This window comes from Rahnella sp. PAMC25559 (assembly GCF_050632365.1).
Taxonomy (GTDB): domain Bacteria; phylum Pseudomonadota; class Gammaproteobacteria; order Enterobacterales; family Enterobacteriaceae; genus Rahnella; species Rahnella rivi.
Window position 1 is genome coordinate 39962 of the sequence record NZ_CP192542.1, and the last position, 23862, is coordinate 63823.

Genomic DNA, 23862 nt, shown 5'->3' on the forward strand with positions numbered 1-23862 from the left:
ATTATGTATTCCTTGGCACAAAGCCCTGTGCAAGTTCCTGTGCTTTTTTAAGACACTCTTTACATACGGAGTTAGGCAATTCTGGCAGAGGAAAATCCTGGCTCGCCGGCGATTCCATTTTGTGCATCCCCTTAAGGCTTAATAATCCTGGTCCGTGGATTTCGATTTCACCCTGCGGCGACAGTCGAATATAAGCCCCGCCGCAACCCAGCGTTATGCCATTTTTTGCCGTTAATTGCAGATGCCCCTGAGTAGATTGGACGGTGACGTCTTTTAATGCGGTCAGGGAAAGGATATCTCCATGAGATTCAACCTCTAATGGCCCTTTTCCGGAGACCAGCCGCATACCTTCCTGCTGTGCAAGCAAAGAGACAGCCTGAGTCGCGTTGGCCGAGAACCGCTCAGAGCTGGTCAGGTTTATTTCGCCCTGACTTTGCAGATACATAGCCTTACCGGTTTGCAGCAACAGACTTTCTGGCGTAACGGCGCTGATACCCTGCGGTGCACTCATCAATAGAACGGAACCTTTCAATTCTGTCGAATCGGCCAGAAGTTGCTTGAGGCTATTATTTTCCGGCGGGAAGTTGTGATGTGTTTGAGCAATGCTTCCCCACTCGGTCATCTGGTTGAGTGCACCCTTCATGAGGCTGATCGGTTGCCCCATCTCCAGCACTTTCCCCTGAGCCTTTGCCTGGCCATCAGCGCTGATGAAGATCCCTTTTTCCGCGCGTATGGCACCAAAACTGTCGGTACGTAACTCAAAGCCTTCGCCGCGCTGCTGTTTCGACGAGTCCACCAGATGGCCGAGGTTCAGCTGGCTCTTGCCGCCGTATTCGGTGCTGAGCTTGATGTGCTCCTTACCGCGCTCGTCTTCGAGGCGCAGCTTGTTGTTCGACGGCGTGCGCAGGACGTTGCGCTTGTAGTTCTTGATGGTGACGTGGTCGCCGTGCGCCGAATCGTGCAGGACGTGGGCGATGTACGGGCGGTCCGGGTTGCCGTTCTCAAACGCAATTGCCACTTCGGTCCCGGCCAGCAGCGGCATATGCATGCCGTAGGTGTCGCCGGCGTAAGGGCGTGCCTGACGTACCCACAGGCTTTCGTAGCCCTGCTCCCACGCATCCCGGTCAAACAGCATGTTGACGCGATAACGCCCGTCTTTGTCGATATGACCGTAGGTGTCGTTGGCGGTGGTGCTGGTGACGCGGGCGGGCAGCGTCCCGGCCATGACCGGTTTGCTGGCCGGAACGGGGCGGAAGCAGTAATCCTCGGAGTACGGGATGGCGTCGAATTTCACCTCAAAGCTTTTGTCGCGGCGCGCCGAGCAATGTGTGTGAACAATAATTACGCCTTTCGCGAATGCCGGAGGGGCGTCGCTGCCGGTCACTTTCAGCTCCATGCCCGGCACCAGGGTGGCGGCGTTGGCGATACCGTTAAAGCGCGCCTGATTATTCAGATACTGCTCGTGGCGCAGGCGGGCGTAGAATGCGCCGCTCTCGGTTTGTGACTCGCGGCCTTCGGCACCGGCGGTCAGGTAGTTATCGGCGTAGTGATAGGCTTCGCCGTAGGTGGTGGCATCGCCGCGGGTGATATCGGCGCTGCCGGAGAGGTCTGACGTCGCGGTACGGTAGTTATAGTCACCGGTGCTGACGGATTTTTGCACCACCTGATGGATGCTGGACAGCGCCCACGCGGACTCGAACCCGCTGTCGTGCATGCCGGATGGCGGCACGGCGTTGAGCGTCAGTCCCTGCTGGTAGAACTGCTGGTCGTCGTAAAATTCGACGACGTCGATGTTGAGTTTCGGGTCAGCGGTGAAGCGGAACCAGATACCGACTTCGGCTAGCAGGCGTGAAATAAAGCGCAGGTCATCTTCGCCGTACTGGACCACCTGTTCGCGGCGCGGATACGCTTTGGCGAGCGTGAAAACAAAATCCTGTCCGCGCATGTCGTGGCGGTCGCGCAGGATTTTGTCCACGATGTCCGGCACGGACATGTCCTGATAAATGCGGTTCTGATGGCTGCGGGAAAGCAGTGCGAGGCGCGGTTGCAGACACAGCGCGTAGCGGCTCTCATCTTTAGACGTGGAGAGATGCGTAAACCCGGTGACCACGCCCTGGATCACGCGCTGCGGTTGCTGAACGGAGACGCCAAAGGCTTCGGCGACGGGCGCCTGAAGCGTAAGAGAGGCGTCCTGCATCAGCATGGTTGTCGGGTCGATGTTTTTATCGGCGCTGGTGAACTGAATGTCGTACTTAAACGGTGAACTCAGCCATTCTTCGCCCTCAAAACTCAGCACATCCAGCGGTGCGCCGCTGCCGCGAACGGTGAGCTTGTGGTGGCTGTGGTCGAAAAATACCGAGGCAATACTCATTGTTCTTCCCCTTTGAACGCCAGCGTAATTCCTTCCTCTTCATCCCAGCCTAACGTCAGTGACGTCGTCCGCTGTTTATGTGACATGCGGCTCAGCAGTTGCTGGCTCAGCACTGGCAAAATCTGCTGGTTGAGCAGGCTGTCGATGTTGCGTGCGCCAGTGTCCGGCAGCAGGCAGGCGGCGACCAGCGTGTCGTACAGGCTTTCTTCAATAATGCAGCTCAGGCCGTAATGTTTGTTCAGGCGCCTGGCCACTTGTGCCAGCTTCATTTCGACGATGGTGCGCAGGGCAGTGGCATCAAGCGGGCGGTAAATCAGCGTCTGGAAACGGGCCAGCAGCGCGGGCTGGAAGTGGTCGCGCAGTATCGGGCGCAGCAGCTCCTGCAAGTCACCGTTGGTGGCTTCCGGCTGTTCGTCAAGCAGCTGCATCAGAGGGTCGCTGCCCAGATTGGCGGTCATAAGGATCACGGTATTGCGAAAATCGATTTCACGGCCTTCGCCGTCACGCATCACGCCGCGGTCAAATACCTGATAGAAAAGGTTGATCACATCCGTGTGCGCTTTCTCCACTTCATCCAGTAACACCACGCTGTACGGGCGCTTGCGCACGGCTTCGGTGAGGATGCCGCCCTGACCGTAACCGACGTAGCCCGGAGGCGAGCCCTTGAGCTGGGACACGGTGTGCGCTTCCTGATACTCGGACATATTGATAGTGATGAGCGATTTCTCACCGCCGAACAGGGTATCGGCCAGCGACAGCGCGGTCTCAGTTTTGCCGACGCCGCTCGGGCCGACCAGCAGGAATACACCGAGTGGGCCATTCTCAGAAGTGAGACCGGTTTTGGCGGCGCGCAGGCGCTGCGCCATATCCACCAACGCCGCGTCCTGCCCGACCACGCGTTTTACGAGGTGGCGTTCAAGCTGGAGTAAATCTGTTTGCTCGTCTTTGAGCAGGCTGGAGAGCGGCACGCCGGTCCAGTCGGCGATCACTGTGGCGACGGTGCGGGCATCCACGTCCAGCGACAGCAGCGGCGCGTTGTCCTGCACCGCGCTCAGCTCTTCCTGCAATGCCGCCAGACGCGCTGCGTCGGCTGCCTCCTGACGGGCGTCGATAATCTGCGCGGTCAGACGTTTTTCAGCCTCGTACTGCTGTTCGAGTTTTTGTTGACCGACGGCCAGCTCGTAGCGACGTTTTTCGATCTGGTGCAGGCGGTCGGTGCCTACGTCCGGCAGTAGCAGGAGATCCTGCTCGATGGCTTGTTGCTCCATCGTCAGCGCGACCAGTTCGGTATTAATCTCCATCAGCGGCTCCGGCAGGGTATCGATGCTCATGCGCACGCGCGCACCTGCTGTGTCGAGCAGGTCAACGGCTTTGTCCGGCAGCTGGCGGCCGGTCAGGAAGCGGCGAGACAGGGTGACGGCGGCGGTGATGGCGGCGTCAAGAATGTGTACGCCGTGGTGCTGGGCATAGCGGCCTTTTAAGCCACGCAGCATCAGGCTGGCTTTGGCGTCGTCCGGTTCGTCGACTTTGACCATCTGGAAGCGGCGCTCCAGCGCAGCATCACGTTCAAAATACTGTTTGTACTCTGACCAGGTGGTTGCGGCGATGGTTCGCAGTTCGCCGCGCGCGAGGGCAGGTTTGAGCAGGTTGGCGGCGTCGGCGCCACCGGCCTGATTGCCGGCACCGATAATGGTGTGGGCTTCGTCGATAAACAGCAGAACCGGCGTTGGCGATTGCTGAACCGCGTCGATGACGTTTTTCAGGCGTTGTTCGAACTCGCCTTTCACACCGGCACCGGCCTGTAACAGACCGAGATCTAACGTGCGCAGGCTGACCGTCTTCAGGCTGTCCGGGACGTTGCCTTCGCTGATGCGTAGTGCCAGACCTTCCACCAGCGCGGTTTTGCCCACGCCCGGCTCACCGACCAAAATCGGGTTGTTTTTACGGCGACGGGAGAGGATGTCGATCATCTGGCGGATCTCGGTGTCGCGCCCGAAAATCGGGTCGATCTGACCGGCTTTGGCTTTGGCCGTGACGTCGAGGGTGAATTTATCCAGCGCGGCCTGCAGGGCGTCACTCAGGTTTTGGCCAGACAGGTTATCGGCTTGTGATTTAGAAGGTTCACCTAGCGCGGAGACCGGCATACTCAGGCTGGCCTGCTGTTGCAGCTCGGAGCGCTCTTCTGACAGGGCATCCAGCACCGGTTTCAGGCGTCGGATGTGTTCTTCGCTCAGGCTGAACAGCGGCCACAGACCTTCGCAGTGAAGCAGGCGCGGTTGGGCCAGCAGGGCTTCCAGCAGATTGACGCTGCGGATGGTCTGGTTGTCATCCTGCAATGAAGCGGTAAGCCATGCGGATTTCATCAGCATTTGCAGATCGTCGGCGAGCTGCGGGCGGGTGTGCACGGAGCGCGGCAGGCGGTCGAGATGCGATAAGAGGTTTTGCCACAAGGCGTCCATGTCCCACTCGTAGCGGCGGGCGAGCACGGTAATATCGCCTTCACCCAGCTCCAGCAGCTTAAGCAACCAGTGTTCGATGGAGATCTCCGCGTGTGCGCGTGTCTGACAGAGGGTAGCGGCGGCTTCCAGCGCCTGTGCACAGTACGGGTTTAAACGACGTAACAAAACGGCTGACTGGTTTTCCATGCTGAATTCCTTTTTTTGGGTACGCTACCGCCCTTAGCCTTTCCTGAAGAGGAAACCGAGGCCCATAAGGTCGATGTTGAGAAGTGGTGTGGGTTAAAACACTGCTCACCGAAGTGGCTTAACGCACAACACGAAAAAAACAGCAGACGGCGAACCGTCTGCTGTCGGGTCTTACGCGGTGGTACGTTCGTTCCAGGAATCGGAATGAATGATGTTGCCGTCTTTGTAAGTCCAGGTGATTTTTTCGTAACGCAGTTCAATGCGCTCGAGATGGTTGTGTTTCTCTTTTGATGGATCCTTAATGTCGTACATTTCTGGCGCGACTTTCACCAGTTTGACGTTTTCCAGTTTGGTGTTGAAATATTCAACTTCCTGACCAGCGTCGTTGATGCGATACCATTTGAATTCGGCAGATTTCAGGGTCTGGCCGGTGGTGACAGCTTTGTAGAGGTACGGGCTGGAGGAGTCGATTTCCTTGGTAAACAGGAACGGGGTGTGAATACGGGTACCCGTCAGTTTGCCGGTGTTGTTATCGGTAGGAATGTAAAGGTTATGTTCCTGAGCCACCACTTCGATGCTGCCTTCACGATCTTTAACGTCTACGGAACCTTTGATGTCCGCGCCGCCGTCGTCTTTCAGCCACAAATAAACTGGAATTGCCATGGGTAGTTCTCCATTACTAGGTTAAGCATCCATCAATCATTTGATGAATGTGGGGATGCTGCTGCCTGACAGGCATTGGCCTGCGGCACCAGACTGATGTCGACACGGCGGTTGGCCGCACGGCCTTCCGGAGTGTCGTTTGTTGCGATCGGGCGCGTTGCGCCATAGCCCTGCACTGCGAAACAGGTTGGGGAAACGTCGCTGGTGGAGAGCATCCAGTCGCGCAGCGCTTCGGCGCGTTTTTGGGATAAAATCTGGTTCGCTCGCGCATCGCCGGTGATATCGGTATGGCCCGCGACAACAATCAGCCAGCCCGGTTTGGCCCTGATGTCGATCAGCGCATTGACCAGCAGTTTTGTACTGTTGGGTTTGAGCTGATACTTGCCGGTGTCAAAGAGCGACAGGGCATCGAGGCGCACGGTTTTCGGCGTCTTTTTTTCCGCAGGTGGGGGAGGCGGCGGCGGTGGAACATAGGTTTTAATTGCCGCCATTAGCGGTAATCTCAGCCGTTCGCCCTGATACAGCCCCAGCCCGAGACGCAGCGGTTCGCCGTTGCGGAACCAGTCATCAAGCTGTGCGGCATCCTGACGCAATATCGCCACGGCCTTCGCTTTCGGCGCGTGATCCTGCATCCCGATACTGTTGTAATGGTGGATGTCGAAAGCGACGCGATGCAACAGCTGCCGGTTGTGCCAGGCGCTGCAACACAGTGCGATGACAGCCGCCAGCGTCAGCAACGTAACCGCATGGCGCAGCATCCTGCGGCGGGAGGTCACACCGCTGCCAGAAGGCAATTCAGGGAAAATGAACTCCGGGAAGAGCAGGTGGACGGTGTCGGCATCGGCCTGCGGATGCCAGCCTGACACCTGCGTCAGCGCAGTCCGGTCAGCCAGCCAGCGCTGCCAGAGTGAATCCGGCACGACGTGGTTCATTCCGCTTACCTGATGCAGGATCACCTGCTGAACAGCGACGGTTGCCACATCTTCATTGCTTTCCTGCAATACCGGCATCAACTGCGCTTTCAGCCAGTCACTGTGCTCATTGAACAACGCCGTCTGTTTAAGGCGTTGAGCTTGCTCAGAATGTCCTTCCTGACACTGCCAGTTCGCCAGCGTTTCGGGCAGGGTCAAGGTTGACCACAGTGTGACCGACTGAGATTTTTGCTGTGAAAGCCAGACCGGACTTTGCGTCAGGCTGGTGGCAACGGTGCTGCTCAGTAGCAAAGGGATGGCGCGGCGGGTATCGCGACGTACCTGAACTATCTGCCAGCGCAATTCATGCAGGGAGGACGTTAATGCCCGTTCATCGCCGCGCTGCTGCGGATTTACCACCTGCATGACCGCCAGCTGGTTGATCCATTCAGGACGTTGCCAGAGGATCTGCCTCGCAAGCTGGCGAAGTGAACCGCTTTCATCGACGCGCACCCAGCAACCCTGTGCGGTCTGATGCACAGCCTTGTCACCGAAGAGAGAGGCCAGATCATCACCACAAACCAGAACCACCGGCAGACGATAATTTTCTGCGGGAAGATCGGCTGACAAAGAGTCTGTCAGCTCAGCGTCTGGCTGACGACCTGCACGCCACAGGCCGATGACGCAAATAATAATGACGAGCAAAAACGCCACCCAGCGCGCTGTGGGGGAGAAAGGCAGAAATACCAGGCACAACATGCCTGCCAGCGATCCGGCCCACAGCCATAAAACCCGTCGCCTGAGAGGACTCATCACACTGACCCCGGTAATAAGGTCGGCAATAACCCTGAAAGCCAGTGTTCAAGCCCCCACCAGAGGAGAGCGACGATGCAGGCAGCAAGCCCGAGACGCACCGGCCAGTAACGAAGCCAGACACCCATGCGGCTGCGCGACGCCCCCACGGAAAGCGCGGGACTCGTTGGCGAAAAGGTCATCGCGGGTACGCGCGCAGAAAGTTGATCCACCAGCTGCTCGCGCTCGGCAACATCCGGGGAACTGTAGCTCCCCTGGAAACCCAGCATGAGAACCCGATGGAAACAGGTCAGCACGGCAACGTCTGGCGCAGGTTCGCGTAAGACGGTACGCATATGTTCATAGAGCTGGTGACCAGCGTCCAGCGTATTAAAGAAATGCGCCTGCAGCGGCGAATTACACCAGACAAAATACGCGTCATCCTGCACGCCGCGCCCTTTGACGGATTCATCCAGCAACGCGCACTGGGCATAAAGGATATACTGGATGCTCTGTTCGCTGACCCCCGCGTCTTTCAGCTGCTGGCGGACGTGTTCGACATCAGCCACGCATTTTTTCCAGAATGTACGGCCTTCACCCTCCGGACAACTCACGCCCTGGCGCAGGCTGATCGCCTGTAACCAGGTGTCCTGAAGCAGAGCATCAATGTCCACAGGCAGCTTTTTTTCTTTCATGGATTGGCTCATGCGCGTAACACCGCAAACAGTTCAAGCTGGATCTCACCCAGCGTACCCGGAACATAGAACGCGCAGGCACCCGCTTCCATCATCTGCTTCGCGGCAGGATGGTTGAGGTCGAGGGAGAAATACTGGTTTTCCAGTCTTAACGGGATTGCTGCAGGCACATGGCTCAGAGGCGTCAGCGGTATCCCGCTCAGCGCCACGTTCACCACGTTACCCACGTCATCCGGCGCACCGACTTTGCACAGCTGCGGGAACTGCGTTTGCAACTGGGCAGAAGAGAGGGTTGAGCGGACGGACAGATAGAAATCTACCCCTTCGCGCAGACGCGGATCGTGCAGATTACCGCGCCATTGGTTGATGCGAGAGTCATGCACCAGTTCAATCGAGACAACACGGGAAGGCAAGCTGGCTTCCAGCAAGATATTGAGCAGCGCAAACAGCGGCGGAAAAACGGCTGTCAGACGGTCATGCTGATAGGCGGGAATTGCCGTGACGTCGTGCTCGAGCGAAAACGTCAGCAGGTTACCGGCCAGACGCGCCAGTTCCTGATACAAACGTTCCGGATGCACCTGCGGATAACGCTGGAAATTCCCCAGTACGGGCTCAGCGCCGTTAAGGGCGTTCAACAGCCAGAACAGTGACACGTCAGCGACGGCAAAGTCGGCCATGCGGGCATTGCTTTCGCGGCGCATTCCCATCAGGCGCTGTAACCGCGCCCGCAGTTGCACCATCAGTATTTCCAGTTGCTCACCGCACCAGTGGCTGGCTTGCAGGCTCAGCAGCGGAGGAATGAAGTGAGTATCCAGCGCCCAGCTACCCTGCGCATCTCGCAGTAAATGGGCGACAGGACAGACCTGATAATCGCCGTTTTCCTGTGAATCCAGTCGCAGCGTCAGTTCGTGCGTCATGACGGCGACCTGCTTCTTATCGTCGCCGTAATAGTTTTGTATATCCCGCCACGCCTGACGATAACGCACCGGACGTTCGGCGCGCTCATCAGGTTGCAGACAGTTGCCACCGTTGGCATACAGTTGAGGCATTGCCAGCATCACCGTGGTTTCAACTGCGTCAGCGGGAAGGCTGGCGGCAAGCGTTAGCGTAGGTGGGAGTAAATCGGCACAATCGGTATCGATCAGAACGCCATCCTGAAAACGGACATTTAGACGTTCTGCTTTCAAACGCCCTTGCGCCAGCGCATCCTGCTCGAACGAAGCATGAAGGACCCCCCACGGATGGAGGACGCCCATTTGCGCGATGCATTCATTTGTCCAGGCCTCCAGAGAGGCCTGTTGTTGAAACTGCTGCGGTGAAACCAGAACTCCGCGTGTCCACAGGGGACGTTCAATCTTCATTGCGCCTCCCGGCTTTACGCTTTCGCTTTAGGCATCTGAGAAACCAAAGAAAGATTCACGTCCATGCCTTCCACCTGGAAGTGCGGTACGGCGTACAGTTTCACGCGGAAAAATCCTGGGTTGTCTTCGATGTCTTCTACGGTCACTTTCGCATCGCGCAGCGGGTGAGACGCCTGAAGTGAATCACCCGGATCGGTCATTTCGGTGACCAGACCACGCACCCAGGTGTTCAGCTCCAGCTCCAGCAGGCGACGATCCTTGGTGGTGCCGATGTTTTCGCGCTGAATAAGCTTCAGGTAGTGCGCGATGCGCGACAGCAGGAAGATGTAAGGCAGGCGAGAATTGATGCGGCTGTTGGCCGTGGCATCGGCCGTGTCGTACAACGCCGGTTTTTGGGTCGAATTGGCTGAGAAGAAGCAGGAGTAGTCGCGGTTCTTATAGTAGGACAGAGGAATGAAGCCGAGGTTAGCAAACTCAAACTCGCGGGTTTCGGGGATCATCACTTCACTCGGGATTTTCACCTGATTGCCGGTACCCAGGTCATACAGGTGGATAGGCAGGTCTTTCACTGCACCACCGGCTTGCGGGCCACGGATTTGTACGCACCAGCCGTTATTGATAAAGCTGCGCACCATGTTGGCCGCAAAGGCAAAAGACGCGTTGGTCCACAGGTATTTGTCGTGATCCGGGCCTTTCACTTCTTCGACATAGTTGAAGCTGCGCACCGGTACAGTGTCAGGACCGTACGGCAGGCGGCCCAGCACACGTGGCATTACCAGGCCGATGTAACGGGAATCATCTGTTTCGCGGTAGGACTTCCACTTGATGTACTCGGCACGATCAAAGTAGTTGCCAATATCTTTAATGGCGGCGACTTCTTCCATGGAATCTTTCAGGAAGAATTTTGGGCCCGCAGCACCGATAAATGGCATATGGGCAGCGGCGGACACTTTGGAGATATTACGCAGCAGCGCCACGTCCTGCGCAGAGGCATCAAACTCGTAGGCTGAAATCAGCGCCGCAATCGGCTCTCCGCCCGGAGTATCGTATTCTGCCGTATAGGTGTGCTGGTATAATCCGCTTTGAATAATCTCCGGCGCGTCTTCGAAATCCTGACGCAAATCGCCTTTCGACAGGTCAAGCAGCTCGATTTTAACGTTTTGACGGAAGTCGGTTTTATCTACCAGGGACTTCACCCCGCGCCACAGGGATTCTACCGACTGGAAGGCCTCGTGGTGCATGACTGCATCCAGCTGACGGCTTATCTGAAAATCTAGCTGAGCGATGTGGTGGTCAATCAGGTTTTTGTCCAGCTTTTCAATTTTTGAGCCCGCTTTACTCAGGCACTCCAAAAATACCTGCATACCGGCGGTCAGACGCTCATCGGCAGTGGCATCCGACATCGCCTGATTATCCTGCCAGATATCCAGCGCGCTCAGCGTTGATACCGGGTTCAGGTTGATTTTTTCAAACAGGGACGCGTACACGCCGCCCGCTACCGGGCGCTCCAGCACGATACTTTCACCGCCGGCAGTATTTTCATTTTTCACAGACATCAGCATTTTCTCTTCGTTAATCCGTTAAACATCAAAACCATCAGACTTATTTGGGTGCCAGGGCAGACAGCTCACTGCGCAGTTCCGCGCTGAGCGCGGGGTCGAGCAGGATTTTTTCCAGCTCTTTACGGAAGGTCGCGTTGTCCAGGAGGTTGGCTTTCAGGTCGCGCAGCAGGTTGCGCATAGCAAGCATGGCTTTCAACTGAGGGATTTGACGGGCAACCTGTTCCGGCTCGAAGTCTTTCATCTGAGCAAAGGACAGGCTGACGTTTTCTTCACTGCCGTCACCGGCCAGTGTGTTTTCTACAGAAAGATTGACGGAGGGAGAGAATTCAGCGAGCACGCTGTCGAAGTTGTTTTTATTGACGTTGACTTTTTCGCGCTCAGACACCGGACGTTGCTCGGCGCCGTTGCTGTAATCGCCCATCACCATCAGTTTGAGGGGTAACTCGACTTTCTTCTGCGCACCGCCGGTATGCACACTCAGTTGGATATTAACGCGGGCTTTGGGGATCTCGGACTGATACGAATTAGACATGGATGTCCCTGTTCTATGAAGGAATAGAAATGGTCAATGTCAGTGAGAAATTAATTAGAACGGCTTACCCTGCCAATAAAACATCCCTGCTTCCATCATCAAACGCAAAGCAAAATAGGGGTCAAAAGCGAGCACATTCCATTCACTGGCTTAGCATGACACGGTGGTTTTAAGTATTAATCTGAAAATTAAAGTTTCGGATAAGCACTCATTGAAGGAGTGTAAAAATATTGGTTATGTTATGTGAATTTAAATTATGTAACATAATGTTACAGTCGGTTTATTTGACAAGAATAGACCATCATTCTGATATATAAGAATTTTCCTTCTAATGCTCTGCAAGCCCCATGCGATAAGGGTGTGTAAGAAACAATCAATTTGAGTTAGTGGCTAAAATTGTACGAAATACACTCGCTAGAGTGAAAAGTCTGATTTTTACTTTTATTGGAAATAAGGGGGTTGTGCATTCGAGAGCAAGTCGAAATATTACGCCCTGCATCAACAATAATATTTTTATCTTTCGCTTTAATGAAATTTATTGATTTTCTCTTAAACGCATTTATTAGAAAAAATCGGTGAGTTTACAGATCACGATGGATTCAGCGGATACATGTTAGGGATGGATGGTTTACCCTGGCACCTTGAATTCACTCAGTGTCATGTACATCCAGTGTTACCTTCGCCTTCTGATGAAGATCTCTTGGTTCTATATTTTCCTGAGAAAGACAGTTGATTAACCACCTGCGCGAATATGGATGATGCTGGCTTCGCCAGAGTTGAATCATTTAATCCCTACTGGGACCGCAAGGGGGTGACCTTCCAGGATATGGATGGATATAGGGTTGTTATTCAGAACATGCATTGGGGCAAGCTCTGAGCTCAGTTTGAGGACAAGGTTATATTTAATTTTTCCCAAACGGACATTCAATGCATCGAAGTGGGGGGAATGCGAAATTCCACGCCTGAAATGATTAAATGCACCAGTAATTTAACATAAATAGCAATAGCTAGCGTGTAAACTGAAGGGTCATCAGTTGAAGTGTTGAAAAAAACACCGTTGGAGTGTACATTGAGTTGTACTTATCAATTGTACAATTCAATGAGGTATATGACTATGCAAGCTATAAATTTTACAACTGCCCGTAATGAACTGGCTTCAGTTCTTGATAGCGTTTCGAGCGGTGAGCCCGTAATTATCACACGCCGATCGGCAAAGCCCGTTGTTGTCATTGATGCTGAGCAGTATGAAAAAATGCTGAGAATTCAAGCTGAATCGGATTTCGATTGGTTGTTTAGTGAACATGGTAAGACGCTTGAGGCTCTTAAAAACCGATGATTCATTTTCTTTCCAGCAAAGACATCATTGGCATTCATGACCGAATGATTGCTGCTTATGGAGGTCTTGACGGCTATACTGACCTCGGTCGGATAGAAAGTATGGCAACACGAATTCTGAACCGCCACATGTATGAAGGCGAGGATGATATTTACGTTCTGGCTGCTGCATATCTTCTTGCTATAGCGCGGGGGCATTGTTTCAATGATGCAAATAAGAGAACCGCATTTGCTTCATCTGCTTTATTTCTGCGCCGTAATGGCATTCTTGTCCGGTTTTCTCCAAGTCATGAAGAGTTGACTGTGTCAGCCGCGCAGGGCAGCCTAGATGTGTGGAATATCGCTGAAGCTCTTAAACAGTCAACCTGATACAAGTTGGGTATTTGTTTTGATATGCATTATTTAACATAATTAACGTTATGCGAATTTAACTTGTAAGTCCCATTTGATAATGTCACTTTTTAGCTAGTTTATAATGTCACCCAGATACGGCGCATTTTTCCACCTTTCTGGGAGATCTCCTCTGATGCTGGTAACCATGTCCAATAAAGAACTTCACCGCTTGCCGGTGATCCAGGCCGTTGTTGAAAAGCGCCTGCGTCGCCGTGATGCCGCCTCTCAGCTGGATCTCACTGAACGTCAGGTACAGCGTCTGATGAACCGCCTCCGGGAATCCGGAGCTGCCGGGCTGACGAACACTCGTCGCGGTATGCCTGGAACCCATCGCATTGATGTTGCACTGCGCCATCGGATACTGACGCTGCTACGTGAAAATTACGTCGGTTTCGGGCCCACACTTGCCGCAGAAAAGCTTCAGGAGCGCCACGGGATTTCCGTTTCTGTCGAGACGCTGCGCTGCTGGATGACTGCCGACGGTCTCTGGGTGCCGCATGCCCATCGGCGACCGCGAGTTTATCAGCCCCGTTATCGACGAGACTGTTTGGGTGAACTCATTCAAATCGACGGTTCACACCACGACTGGTTTGAAGGACGTGCCTCCAAGTGCTGCCTGTTGGTTTACATCGATGATGCCACCGGTCGCCTGATGCATCTGCGATTTTGTCAGAGCGAATCGACCTTCGACTACATGCTGGCCACACGCGCATACGTAGATAAGCACGGCAAGCCTGTGGCGTTTTACAGCGACAAGCATGCGGTGTTTAGAGTCAGCCAGGCTGAGACTCGTCGGACCGGCATGACCCAGTTCGGGCGTGCGCTGCATGATCTCAATATTGAGCTGATATGTGCCAACAGCAGTCAGGCTAAGGGCAGCGTCGAGCGTGCAAACCTGACGCTGCAAGATCGGCTGATTAAGGAGATGCGGCTGGAAAATATTAGCGGCATTGAAGCGGCTAATGCATGGCTGGACGTTTTTATTAGCGACTTTAACCGTCGATTCGCCAGACCGGCAACCTACCCGAAAGATCTCCATAGACCGGCCAGCGAAAACAGTTCAGAACTAGATGACATTTTTGCCTGGCAGACGCTGCGCACGCTCTCAAAATCGTTGACCTTTCAATATGATAAGATGCTTTATCTTGTTGAACCCTCGGAGGAAAATGCGCATATTGCGGGTGAGAAAGTCCTGGCTTTTGACTATCCGGACGGCACGCTGGCATTCCGCTATGGCAACAGAACGCTGAAGTATCAGGTATTCGACAAGCTGGCTTGTATCGATCAGGGCCGCATTGTGGACAACAAGCGACTGGGGGCTGTTCTGAAATTAGCGCAGGAAAAGCAGGACGAACTTGAGACAGCCGGGAAAAGAAACCGCAGCCAACATATGCCTAGAAGACAGGCTCAGGTTCAGGAACAACTGAGGGCAATGAACCCGGTACTTGCCGACCCGACCCTGTTAAAACCCAGTCTGAAAAGATGACCTGACTGCCCTTTTCTCTTCAACATTTGGATAAAAAGTGACATTCAAAAATGGGAAATCAGGGTGACATTTTAAACGGGGATAGACAAAAAAATTTGGCTTAGGAATGGCGGCGAGTATGATGCGGCTATCGTCAGCCGGTGACGCCGTGAGCGCCCCCGCGCTGGCCGAAGATTGCACACAACAGGGAAGAAATTTTATGTCAGCAATACTACCAAAAATCAGTTATCCGGTGCCGTCGAACAGGAACGGCACCGCGTTTTCCTCAGCGGAAGACCTGCTCGCCGTCCTCGGCGGCGAAAGTTAGTTCACCGAAGCTTTGGCCAGGTCTTAAGGCTAGGGTGTTGGACGAAAAAAATAAATTATTGGAACTTGCTCAAAAAAACTATGAGGTTGAATGATTATGATTATATATAAAAAGCTTGCAGTATTTCTTTTCGTTTTCTTGCCATTTATTTCAATGGCTAAAAGTATGGATAAATATAGTGACTCGTATAGTAAATGTGTTTCTGATATAAAAAATCATCCCATAGCTACGGATTGCATAAGTGCTGAGTTGTTAAAACAAGAATACATGATAAATGAAATTGTTTTAAAAAATAAAGATATTACCTCTCCAGAGAATGGGGAGGTAATAGACCTCAAGTCTTTTGTTGATAGTCAAAAAAAATATGTTAATGATAAGTGCTCATTATGGCGTAAAACAGGAGGGCAGAATGGTATTCTTCTGGAAAATCAGTGTGTATTGGATGAGACCATTTCAATAAAGAACTTTCTAAATAACTTCATCAGTTCTATAGAAGGGTAAAAGTAGGGGTCCGCTTGGAAAACGGAAAATAAACCACGCTAAGGCTACTTTTTAACCAAAGCGCTCTTGGTTGTTGCCCGAACGGCGGGACTACGGCGTTTCTGTGTCCGAAACCGAACGATTGCGTACAGCATGTAGATAACGTGTACGAAAGTAAGCAAAACCATTAACGGACAGCGGGATCATTCCGTACATCCCCTTACGGTCAGGGGGTCTCGCTCAATGGAACGAAACTTCCCGTTAAGCTTAAAACGCTTAACGTAGGAAAATTTCCGTTTTCCAAGCGGACCCCTTGCTGGCAGATGATATAAAGTATGCGGTGAGATCTGCTCTAGCTTTTTGGGATGATAATGAAATATATATTCAGGCTGATAAAGGATACTCCTTAGATGTGTCTTTAGCTGTTACAAATATAGTGAATAGCGGACTTTCATTGGATGAGAAAAAATTAAGATATGGAAATCTGGAAGATTTTTTAGCTAGAAAAATCTTCCAAGGTGTTTATTGATTAATCATCAATGGCTATAAGTGCGCCAACCTCACTTCCCTTTATACAATCAAGGGAGGTGAGGTCCTTTCCATCTTTCATCACAGTTAGTGAAGTTTTTGGGATTTGTTCGTCGGCTATTCGGTCAACGCTTGTTGTTAATCTGTAGCTATAAACCCCATTATTTATTTCAATTGAATTAGTTAAATATCTCCCTGATGGGTTGCCTATATTTATATCAAGTTGTTCTTTTTTTCTTTTTAATTCAATATCAGGAGGGAGGTTATTTTTTCCAAATGAATATGTAATGTATTCCAGGTCTTTGTATAGGCTGACGTGCTTTTTGTTTTTTATGTCGCATTTGAATATCAAGTCATTTGCAATTACATTAAAACTTAGTGTCATTAATGTAATTAAAATGACCGTGGTTGTTTTTTTTAACCTCATGATTAATTCACCCTATTGTTATAAAGAAATCCATTATCTCTTGAGAATTTTTAAGTTTACGAACAATGCGACGTATTTTAAATCGAAAGTTGGTGTTTAGTGTACGTCTTTCTGTCTTAAATGAGACCGAAGCCGAGTTGGTCCTCATGTTGGGATTATTAAGAAAGGATCTCTTGAGATCCTTTCTTTCTGCGCGTAATCTCTTGCTCAGAAACGAAAAAACCCGCCGAGAGGCGGGTTTTTAAGCCAGAACCTTGAGCTGCAAACTCTCGGAACTGGGCGGTAACTGGACTTTCGCGAGAACAGTCACCAAATTCGTTCTTTCAGTTTAGCCTCTACAGGCCGATTTATTCAAGCGTAATGTACATACATTGTTAATACGCTTCCCCGATGTTCCCGCACTGTTTCCGTTACCAATGGCTACCGCCACTGGCGATTTTTCGTGTCTTTCAGGGTTGGACTCAAGAGAATAGTTACCTGAACGGGCGCGGTAGTCGGACTAAACGGGGAGTTCGTGCATATAGGGGTCCGCTTGGAAAACGGAAATTTTCCTACGTTAAGCGTTTTAGGGGGTTGAGGGCCAACCGTGCGAAAAACCACGCTAAGAGGTATCAGTAATCGATTTTGATACTATTTAGTCTCTAAGTGACCAAAATACGATATTTGAAATCGATTTTTTGCCCGATATGTGCAGTCTCAAATTTTATGATATTTCAGACTGTTAGTTCATTAACGTGGTTTTTTACATCACTGGACTTCAAACCCCATCATTGGCTCAGCTCTTAAACGTCTCGTATGACTCTGCTAGCTCAACAAGCACTTTGCCAAAGTTGGGAAATCCACTTCCATTCAAAATGTTTGCAACAGCTGCCGCTTTAGGCACATCCCTGGGAAGCCAAATTATACTCAATTCTTTTTGGCTCTCATCAGGGCAGTGGAGGTGTATAGGCAAACCAGAATGACCAAACGGGCACTCAAATGCTTCCATTGCAGTTCTAAAATAGCCAAATACTGCATCTCTCGGGATCAGATACATATGCCACTGCAAATTAAGTTTATGTATGCATTCCAGATTTACTATCAGCTTCGTAAGTCTACCAGTCAGCGGAACAGGGATGCTTAAACGAACCGCTTGGTGTCTGGCAGATGCAAAATGATGAGAGCCGCCAGCATTGATCCAGTGAATACGGCGTGGAGACCATGAAAAATCAATGAAATGCATTTCTTCGAGCCTTATTTCACCATGATCCATGTTCTTGCTAAGGTGCTCTGCTGTGATTGGATCGACAAAATCTCGACAACAAATTAATGGGAAAATATCAATGTCAGTTATGTCTTGCTGCTTAGATTTCGATGCTGATATTCCTTGTACGTCTTTGATGTCGAGCTGATAACCATCAATAACTTCTTCTATGATAAGATTCTCAATCTCTACCTTATAGATATCGTCATAACCAGGACGTCTGTAATTAAGATGAAATGCTTTTCCTAGGGAAAAAGTCCTAGAGTCCATCCACTGATGCCAATTGACAACCGAGCGCGTCCAAAAAGTATCAGGTGCAGTTATAAGAGGTTGTGGTTTTAGTTTATCTTCTGCTAAAAACCTGCAAAGTAATGCCGGACGCCCAAGTTTATGATTTAAGTCTGCCCAAAGATAATGGCCAATTTTTCTCCAGACAGAATTTCTAGGCCTGTAGTTTTTTTTATCTATTTCACTACGGTTTTCCAAGAGACAAATCCTTCATCATTGAGTAAAAACAAGGTAATTTAAAAATTAATTCAATTAAAACAATAAGCTATAAAACCATAAAATAGTGCTCATTAATTGATGTTGGGTTTTTAATTAAATGAGCACTCCGACACGTATGGTTAGTTCAAATTGATCCCCATCCTTTTAAGGATTTTCTGCCCCGCATCTCCGGGGATTTTTATGTTAACAACTGTGTTAATCTCATGGTTTAAATCAAGTCCTTCTGAATCTGAAAAGTCGGAATCTGTCAAAACTGAACGTCTAAACTCAGTAGCCAAAAACTTTGAGCCGGTGAAATCACTTTTACTTAAGTCACAATTTTCGAATAAACATTCTTCAAAATGATTATTTTGGAAACAGCTTTTCTGTAACTTAAGATTTACGAAATCAACATAAACAAGCTTACAATCTATGAAAGAAAATGAGTGAGGGAAAGAAAGATATGAAAAGTCCATGCCCTGGATAAAGCAACCATGGAATTTCACATCATTTATTTTTAAAAAAGATTGTTTTAAATTTGTGAAAGTACAGTCTTTGAATGTACACATTTCAAACTCACAATCTCGAAGAGAATGCCCCTCAATATTACAATTGCTAAAAACACAATCATAAAAAATTTCATTAACAGTTGAATCACCCGTAAGACGCAACCCATCATAATTAACACTGCCTTTCATTTGTTTTCCTCTCACTCATTATTACCTTAAGAAAAGCCTCTTCAGGCGTTTCTGCAAGATTAGATGCTATAAATTGCTTCATGTCATCATAATGAAAAATACCATGTTTAGAAAGCATTGAAAAAGGAATATTCTTCCTTGTTAACTCATCAAAAAGATGTGTTGAAAATAAAACAGTCCTCCCTTCACTAACGATTCTATCTATCAGTTCCCAAAGAAGCATTCTATACTGGATATCAATACCAACAGTAGGTTCATCCAACATAAAAAATTTAGCCCTATCACAGAGTCCGAGCATCAAAGAAATTGTAAGCCACCTTTTCTCGCCATAACTTACTGCATAGGTTCTTTTATTTTTAATATTCTCATATCTATAAAAGAAGTCATCGCTCCATCTGATATCAAGTTTCTTAATAGCGGTAAACACAGCGTGGGTATAATGGCGAAAACGACCACTGTCAGTAGCGATGCAACCGTTAAAGATGCTGCATTCAAACTTATCAGTGAGATTAGCCAAAGCATTAAAATTGTCGTTCCTAGAGTGACGCTAGCTAACACCAGAACAGAAATCAACACAAAGGCAATGCCCGCTAACCTATAACTGGCCAGTGAGAGTGGCCACGCGAAAATGGCTATAAGCAGAATGCTTTTTATCCAGCAATGCTTCGTGTGGGAATAGCCCCACGCGACCAGCTGGCTGCATACGGCAAAGACAAATAAAATATTCAGCGCGTACCAGGGCTGATGGCCATAAAAGGCGAAGGCAAAGAAAGGTTGGGTAATGCTCGCCCACATCCACTGGCGTTTCGCCAATTCCTGGGCACGGCCGGGCTGTTTCGCCATGTTAAATGCGAAGATCAGCGCAAACAGCGGCATGGCCATGCGGCCAACGGCGTAGAGCTGTAAGCTCGAGGGCGCCAACAGAATGTCATTCATATGGTCGATAAGCATGGCGATCAGGGCCACGCATTTAATCGCGTCCATGCTGAACGGGGACATTCTTTCAAAGTAGCCGGGAACCGACCTCACCTGCCCTATGAGCATCTACTCAACCTCTTCACGTAGTTTCTTGCAGACCCGGTTAACTGTACTCAGCGATGCGCCGCTGATGCGGGAGACGTCGGCCAGGCTCTTTCCGCTCTTGCGTAGCGTCATGATCACCATATGCAAATCTTCGTCAGCCCTGCGTCCGTGAAACTTCCCCTCTGCCTTGGCTTTATCAATACCCTCGCGTTGCCGGCGGCGACGGTCTTCATAGTCTTTACGTGATATCGCGGCAAGCATGTCTAACATCATGCCGTTGATAGCCCGGAGCATCGCCCCCTGAAAATCATTTCCGCTCTTATCGGTTAACGCTATTTGGCTGGTGGATAAATCTAAGCTCACGACAGCCAGCTGCTTCGAGTAAATGATTGTTTTTAGCGCTCCCCAGTCATCCTCTGATAAACGGGATAACCGATCGACCTGTTCAATCAGGATGAAGTCACCTTTATCTGCGTCATCCAGCATACGCATGAGTTCGGGTCTCTGAAGCGAGGCACCGGACTCATTCTCGATATACCAGGCGGCGACTCGGTGTCCATTGTCTTCTGCGAATGCTTTCATCCGTTTTTGTGCTCTTTTAGCATCCTGACTTTTTGTTGAAGCCCTGAGATATCCGAAAATGTACATAAACGCCCCTTAAAATGTCATTAAGGTTATATCACAAGTACGAGTGTCATTTAGATAGTATCTTTAGATAAAAATAGCTATAATTTGGTTGTTTCTTTTGGGTATACAAGACAAAAAATTGCGCTGCTTTAATTCTGTTAAAAGTTGAAGGCGACACCTCTCCAGAATTAACATAGCGTTGTCTATTTTTTTCTCTGAATAATGGTTCTGATGAATGCCGATGATATATGCAGTGCCAGCTCTGCATCATATTCGAGTACGGAAGATGCCTTATCGCTGCCGTGTCTAACAGCGGGTTCTGCATTTGTATAGGCGTAAAACTTTTCTATGACCGTAATAAGAAGCGGTGAGATCACACTCTCCTTTCTCATTTGTTTTAGCGCATCCCCCAGCGTTGAAGCGGACGGATAATACGTCCGGCATACGCTCTCTACGGCACTGATAGATTCTTTAATTGAATTCTCCGGATCCTTATGCGAACCCAACGCAAAGTAACGAGCCTTAGCGTAATGTTTTCTGGCTGGTTCAAATCGGTCCTGAAGAGAAGCGTCAGCTTGGTTGAGCTTAAGCTCAAGATCGGTGGGAATTGGAGTCTCTAAGCTGGATGACTCACTGAGTTTCCATTCAATTTTATGCGTAGAAAACAGGTCATTCACTTTTTGGCGATAAGAGGAAAAACTAAATTCTTCATAAGTTTTCTGGCCCCACGAAATTGTCTTTTTCAAATCGTTTTCTTTAAGCAGATAACCTATAAGCTCAACAACATCATAGAACTGATACCAGGCCAGATTTTGGATTCTAACTTTTAAAGAATCGTAGCAATAGAACGAGTCATGATCCTCATCGTCAGTTTCCTGACCGTTCTCAGCGCATAATCTTTCTATTAATGCTTTAATTCCCAAAGGCTTATTTTCATTATTCGGAAACCGGCTATCTCCATCGATGTAAATTAACCCGTCAAGTATGGTGGCAAAGAACAGCGATTTGAGCCACGGCGGGGCATCCTCGCGTATGGGTTCATTTTTATAGTCCGGATCAAAGCCGTGTCGGTATGAAAATTTCATTCTTTTTCCTTCCTATTAAAATTTAGCTATAAGCATCTGAGTTAATTTTAAAAAATTATTCCAGCGTCTGCCTGAGCATGGCCACCGCGTCTGCACCCGACATGGAGAACTGCACCCGATGGCGGGCCGCCACGTCCAGCGCAAATACTTTGGTATACACCTCCGTCGAGCTGACTGATTTGTGCCCCATCAGGCTCTGCAGCACCTTGAGCGGAATACCGGCGTACAGCATATGCATGGCGTAGCTGTGCCGGAAGGTGTGCGGTGTCACCGGTACCGAGAACGTCACGCCGTCGGCGGTGGCCGCGTCCACCGCCTCATTAATCCAGCTGCGCACCGTCCGGTCGGTGATCTCCCAGATGCGCGCCTTTTCGGTCTTACCGGTTCGCTTATTGCGTCGCTCCAGCGGAATTTTCAGCGTGGCCACCATCATCTGCAGCTGGCTGACGTACAGGTGATCCGAGAGAGGGATCAGGCGAAGTGCCTGGCTGCCGGCGGGTGCCCGCCCGGCCGTTCTCGCCGCTTTTTCTGTGCGTTGTTTGAGCGTGGCCAGATGGACGAACGGGTAAGGCGGTGCCAGGGAAAAATCCACCCGGGTCAGGGCCAGCGCTTCGTTAATGCGCGCGCCGGTGTTCCAGAGCGTCGCCAGCAGCATCTTGCGGTGCAAATCCGGCACGTAGTGGAGCAGCGCGCTCACCTCCGGGGCCAGCAGGTATTTCGGCAGGTCGTCCTGGACCAGGGCCATCTTGCGGAGTGCCAGCGCGGCGGGATAGTCGATGGCCACGGGTAACGGAGCAACAGGGGCCGACTGCTGTCCCAGGGTAATAATTCCGGCCATCAGGATGCGTCTCTGGTTGAAGATATGTTCAGTGCTGAAGCAATAATTTCTCTGTTTTCTTCCGTGCGGCCGTCACCGAATAAATCCACTTCCTGCCGCATTGAAATGTCAGCCGCATCTATCAGTTCATAAACCTTCTGCAGGGCATTCAGCAGCTGCAGCGGTGATATCGCGAGCGGCACATCCTGCTCATCCACACCATTGCGGTGGACCAGGTCGTTGCGCCACTGCATGATGATGCCAAGAGGCGTGAGAGGCCAGACGGGCGGCACGTGCAGCACTGTGCCAAAATAGCGCTCAATTGTTTTAACGTTATGAAACGTCATGCCGGAGACGTAATTTCTCGCAGCAGGCCGGAAAAGGGAAAGCGACATTTCGCGGGCAGCCTGCTTGTCTGTATTTTTAATACGTTTGGTTTTCGACTTCAGGTAATACGCATCCCTGAACCGTCTGAGCGGCCAGTCATGCTCCAGCAGCGTCCTGGCACAGTACATCAGGTACGCCTCCATGACCGTCACGGCATGGACGAAGGACATCCGGTATACAAGTTCCGGCTGTGGATTATCAAGTAAGGCCCACAACTTCTTCAGTTCCTGGTTTGCGTGCAGGTAACGCTGATGAACATTGCTCAGGGAAGCCACAAACAGACCGTGTTCATGATCCCACTGAGCCTGATCTGCAAGCGCATCCTGCTCCCAGTAATATAGATTCGTAGCCTGCTCCCACTCTTCAGAGTCAGGTACAACATCCGGATAATTTTCCTCAAGCCATATATCAAAGCGTTCAGCTTCAATATCAAACATCGAGTCTTTCATGCTTCCCATAACACAAGTACCTCTCTGTGTGACTCTATAAACGGGAAATCCCGCCGACATTACTGCTGAGCAGCTGCTTGTGCGGCAGCAATATCGTCCACGGCACCCGGGAGCGAAAACGGTTTTTTCTGGGTGGCAGAGAATTCCACCCAATAGCACAGATATGACCCCCAGCGGCCTGCGTTTTCCCTGGGCTCGAAGTCAACGCTGAAGGCGGTTATTCTGCGTCCATTCAGCGCATGCTCCGGATGCAGGGCAATGTAGTTCATATAGAGATCAAGCAGGTCCTCATACAACTCACCACTTTTCAACGGACCGTCAGTTTTTACCCGCTCCCTCTGGTTCATAAAGTGATTCTTTGCTGCGGTTTTTGATGGAAACGATTTTTCGTTAATTATGATCGGATTTCCTCTTCCCATGATTTCCTCTCCTTTGAGTAACGATGGTGAATATCACAAGGGTAATTTTTAACCACCGTGATTTTTACATACGTAAAAATCACTCACATTATAACAAGCAAACATATAGACACGCTTTGCAATTACCGTTTCACCATTCC

General features: G+C 50.5%; 23 protein-coding genes and 1 pseudogene. 6 read left to right on the forward strand and 18 right to left on the reverse strand.

Annotated features, from left to right (window positions below; genetic code table 11):
- Position 1: 1 nt before the first annotated feature.
- From vgrG to tssB, 8 genes are all read right to left on the reverse strand, one after another.
- The gene (vgrG, locus tag ACQZQY_RS00185) at positions 2-2371 is read right to left on the reverse strand and encodes a type VI secretion system tip protein VgrG (protein ID WP_431295550.1); all 2370 of its coding nucleotides are present in this window, start codon (positions 2369-2371) and stop codon (positions 2-4) included.
- Positions 2368-5016, reverse strand: coding sequence for a type VI secretion system ATPase TssH (tssH, locus tag ACQZQY_RS00190; RefSeq protein ID WP_431295551.1), 2649 nt, complete (start codon positions 5014-5016; stop codon positions 2368-2370). The genes vgrG and tssH overlap by 4 nt, the downstream gene beginning before the upstream one ends.
- A 171-nt stretch (positions 5017-5187) precedes the next feature.
- Positions 5188-5679, reverse strand: coding sequence for an Hcp family type VI secretion system effector (locus ACQZQY_RS00195; RefSeq protein WP_217150304.1), 492 nt, complete (start codon positions 5677-5679; stop codon positions 5188-5190).
- Positions 5680-5711: 32 nt separating this feature from the next.
- Positions 5712-7403 carry an OmpA family protein gene (locus ACQZQY_RS00200; protein ID WP_431295552.1) on the reverse strand — a complete coding sequence of 564 codons (1692 nt, stop codon included), beginning with the start codon at positions 7401-7403 and terminating at the stop codon, positions 5712-5714.
- The gene (gene tssL / locus ACQZQY_RS00205) at positions 7403-8089 is read right to left on the reverse strand and encodes a type VI secretion system protein TssL, short form (protein ID WP_431295553.1); all 687 of its coding nucleotides are present in this window, start codon (positions 8087-8089) and stop codon (positions 7403-7405) included. The genes ACQZQY_RS00200 and tssL overlap by 1 nt, the downstream gene beginning before the upstream one ends.
- Positions 8086-9438, reverse strand: a complete 1353-nt coding sequence (tssK, locus tag ACQZQY_RS00210; RefSeq protein WP_431295554.1) for a type VI secretion system baseplate subunit TssK — start codon at positions 9436-9438, stop codon at positions 8086-8088. Before tssK ends, tssL begins: the two co-directional genes overlap by 4 nt.
- Before the next feature lie 14 nt (positions 9439-9452).
- Positions 9453-11000: a type VI secretion system contractile sheath large subunit gene (gene tssC / locus ACQZQY_RS00215; protein ID WP_431295555.1), complete on the reverse strand. Its 1548-nt coding sequence runs from the start codon at positions 10998-11000 to the stop codon at positions 9453-9455.
- Positions 11001-11040: 40 nt separating this feature from the next.
- A complete protein-coding gene (gene tssB / locus ACQZQY_RS00220) occupies positions 11041-11532 on the reverse strand; it encodes a type VI secretion system contractile sheath small subunit (protein WP_431295556.1) in 492 nt (163 codons plus the stop codon).
- Positions 11533-12094: 562 nt separating this feature from the next.
- Between tssB and ACQZQY_RS00225 the strand changes: the two are divergent.
- The 6 genes and pseudogenes from ACQZQY_RS00225 to ACQZQY_RS00250 form a co-directional block, all read left to right on the forward strand.
- Positions 12095-12409 (forward strand): annotated as a pseudogene (locus ACQZQY_RS00225) (VOC family protein); the annotation flags it as partial.
- Positions 12410-12640: 231 nt separating this feature from the next.
- Positions 12641-12868, forward strand: a complete 228-nt coding sequence (locus ACQZQY_RS00230) for a type II toxin-antitoxin system Phd/YefM family antitoxin (RefSeq protein ID WP_421589695.1) — start codon at positions 12641-12643, stop codon at positions 12866-12868.
- Positions 12865-13236 (forward strand): type II toxin-antitoxin system death-on-curing family toxin, encoded by a 372-nt coding sequence (locus tag ACQZQY_RS00235; protein WP_431295557.1) that lies wholly within the window; start codon positions 12865-12867, stop codon positions 13234-13236. The genes ACQZQY_RS00230 and ACQZQY_RS00235 overlap by 4 nt, the downstream gene beginning before the upstream one ends.
- A gap of 169 nt (positions 13237-13405) precedes the next feature.
- A complete protein-coding gene (locus ACQZQY_RS00240; RefSeq protein ID WP_431295558.1) occupies positions 13406-14746 on the forward strand; it encodes an ISNCY family transposase in 1341 nt (446 codons plus the stop codon).
- A 397-nt stretch (positions 14747-15143) separates the two neighbouring features.
- On the forward strand, positions 15144-15554 hold the full coding sequence (locus ACQZQY_RS00245; RefSeq protein ID WP_431295559.1) for a hypothetical protein: 411 nt from the start codon (positions 15144-15146) through the stop codon (positions 15552-15554).
- Positions 15555-15846: 292 nt separating this feature from the next.
- Positions 15847-16062, forward strand: a complete 216-nt coding sequence (locus ACQZQY_RS00250; RefSeq protein WP_431295560.1) for a hypothetical protein — start codon at positions 15847-15849, stop codon at positions 16060-16062.
- On the opposite strand, the gene ACQZQY_RS00255 is transcribed toward ACQZQY_RS00250, so the two are convergent.
- From ACQZQY_RS00255 to ACQZQY_RS00300, 10 genes are all read right to left on the reverse strand, one after another.
- Entirely contained in the window at positions 16063-16488 is a 426-nt protein-coding gene (locus tag ACQZQY_RS00255; RefSeq protein WP_431295561.1) for a hypothetical protein, read from the reverse strand.
- Positions 16489-17263: 775 nt separating this feature from the next.
- Positions 17264-18217: a DUF6685 family protein gene (locus ACQZQY_RS00260; protein ID WP_431295562.1), complete on the reverse strand. Its 954-nt coding sequence runs from the start codon at positions 18215-18217 to the stop codon at positions 17264-17266.
- A gap of 140 nt (positions 18218-18357) precedes the next feature.
- Positions 18358-18915 carry a pentapeptide repeat-containing protein gene (locus tag ACQZQY_RS00265; protein WP_431295563.1) on the reverse strand — a complete coding sequence of 186 codons (558 nt, stop codon included), beginning with the start codon at positions 18913-18915 and terminating at the stop codon, positions 18358-18360.
- A complete protein-coding gene (locus ACQZQY_RS00270) occupies positions 18899-19342 on the reverse strand; it encodes an AAA family ATPase (protein ID WP_431295564.1) in 444 nt (147 codons plus the stop codon). Before ACQZQY_RS00270 ends, ACQZQY_RS00265 begins: the two co-directional genes overlap by 17 nt.
- Positions 19249-19899 (reverse strand): TraX family protein, encoded by a 651-nt coding sequence (locus ACQZQY_RS00275; protein ID WP_431295565.1) that lies wholly within the window; start codon positions 19897-19899, stop codon positions 19249-19251. Before ACQZQY_RS00275 ends, ACQZQY_RS00270 begins: the two co-directional genes overlap by 94 nt.
- 60 nt (positions 19900-19959) lie before the next feature.
- Positions 19960-20586: a recombinase family protein gene (locus ACQZQY_RS00280; RefSeq protein ID WP_431295566.1), complete on the reverse strand. Its 627-nt coding sequence runs from the start codon at positions 20584-20586 to the stop codon at positions 19960-19962.
- A 182-nt stretch (positions 20587-20768) separates the two neighbouring features.
- Complete coding sequence (locus tag ACQZQY_RS00285) at positions 20769-21650, reverse strand: AbiJ-NTD4 domain-containing protein (protein WP_431295567.1); 882 nt, start codon at positions 21648-21650, stop codon at positions 20769-20771.
- A gap of 55 nt (positions 21651-21705) precedes the next feature.
- On the reverse strand, positions 21706-22488 hold the full coding sequence (locus ACQZQY_RS00290) for a site-specific integrase (RefSeq protein WP_431295568.1): 783 nt from the start codon (positions 22486-22488) through the stop codon (positions 21706-21708).
- A complete protein-coding gene (locus tag ACQZQY_RS00295; protein ID WP_431295569.1) occupies positions 22488-23312 on the reverse strand; it encodes a hypothetical protein in 825 nt (274 codons plus the stop codon). The genes ACQZQY_RS00290 and ACQZQY_RS00295 overlap by 1 nt, the downstream gene beginning before the upstream one ends.
- Before the next feature lie 50 nt (positions 23313-23362).
- The gene (locus ACQZQY_RS00300; RefSeq protein WP_431295570.1) at positions 23363-23722 is read right to left on the reverse strand and encodes a hypothetical protein; all 360 of its coding nucleotides are present in this window, start codon (positions 23720-23722) and stop codon (positions 23363-23365) included.
- Positions 23723-23862: the final 140 nt, after the last annotated feature.

Bases quoted from the DNA above. Each gene is read 5' to 3' on its own strand.
- vgrG (WP_431295550.1), bottom strand. From the start codon at position 2,371: ATGAGTATTGCCTCGGTATTTTTCGACCACAGCCACCACAAGCTCACC.
- tssH (WP_431295551.1), bottom strand. From the start codon at position 5,016: ATGGAAAACCAGTCAGCCGTTTTGTTACGTCGTTTAAACCCGTACTGT.
- ACQZQY_RS00195 (WP_217150304.1), bottom strand. From the start codon at position 5,679: ATGGCAATTCCAGTTTATTTGTGGCTGAAAGACGACGGCGGCGCGGAC.
- ACQZQY_RS00200 (WP_431295552.1), bottom strand. From the start codon at position 7,403: ATGAGTCCTCTCAGGCGACGGGTTTTATGGCTGTGGGCCGGATCGCTG.
- tssL (WP_431295553.1), bottom strand. From the start codon at position 8,089: ATGAGCCAATCCATGAAAGAAAAAAAGCTGCCTGTGGACATTGATGCT.
- tssK (WP_431295554.1), bottom strand. From the start codon at position 9,438: ATGAAGATTGAACGTCCCCTGTGGACACGCGGAGTTCTGGTTTCACCG.
- tssC (WP_431295555.1), bottom strand. From the start codon at position 11,000: ATGCTGATGTCTGTGAAAAATGAAAATACTGCCGGCGGTGAAAGTATC.
- tssB (WP_431295556.1), bottom strand. From the start codon at position 11,532: ATGTCTAATTCGTATCAGTCCGAGATCCCCAAAGCCCGCGTTAATATC.
- ACQZQY_RS00230 (WP_421589695.1), top strand. From the start codon at position 12,641: ATGACTATGCAAGCTATAAATTTTACAACTGCCCGTAATGAACTGGCT.
- ACQZQY_RS00235 (WP_431295557.1), top strand. From the start codon at position 12,865: ATGATTCATTTTCTTTCCAGCAAAGACATCATTGGCATTCATGACCGA.
- ACQZQY_RS00240 (WP_431295558.1), top strand. From the start codon at position 13,406: ATGTCCAATAAAGAACTTCACCGCTTGCCGGTGATCCAGGCCGTTGTT.
- ACQZQY_RS00245 (WP_431295559.1), top strand. From the start codon at position 15,144: ATGATTATGATTATATATAAAAAGCTTGCAGTATTTCTTTTCGTTTTC.
- ACQZQY_RS00255 (WP_431295561.1), bottom strand. From the start codon at position 16,488: ATGAGGTTAAAAAAAACAACCACGGTCATTTTAATTACATTAATGACA.
- ACQZQY_RS00265 (WP_431295563.1), bottom strand. From the start codon at position 18,915: ATGAAAGGCAGTGTTAATTATGATGGGTTGCGTCTTACGGGTGATTCA.
- ACQZQY_RS00275 (WP_431295565.1), bottom strand. From the start codon at position 19,899: ATGGACGCGATTAAATGCGTGGCCCTGATCGCCATGCTTATCGACCAT.
- ACQZQY_RS00280 (WP_431295566.1), bottom strand. From the start codon at position 20,586: ATGTACATTTTCGGATATCTCAGGGCTTCAACAAAAAGTCAGGATGCT.
- ACQZQY_RS00285 (WP_431295567.1), bottom strand. From the start codon at position 21,650: ATGAAATTTTCATACCGACACGGCTTTGATCCGGACTATAAAAATGAA.
- ACQZQY_RS00290 (WP_431295568.1), bottom strand. From the start codon at position 22,488: ATGGCCGGAATTATTACCCTGGGACAGCAGTCGGCCCCTGTTGCTCCG.
- ACQZQY_RS00295 (WP_431295569.1), bottom strand. From the start codon at position 23,312: ATGGGAAGCATGAAAGACTCGATGTTTGATATTGAAGCTGAACGCTTT.
- ACQZQY_RS00300 (WP_431295570.1), bottom strand. From the start codon at position 23,722: ATGGGAAGAGGAAATCCGATCATAATTAACGAAAAATCGTTTCCATCA.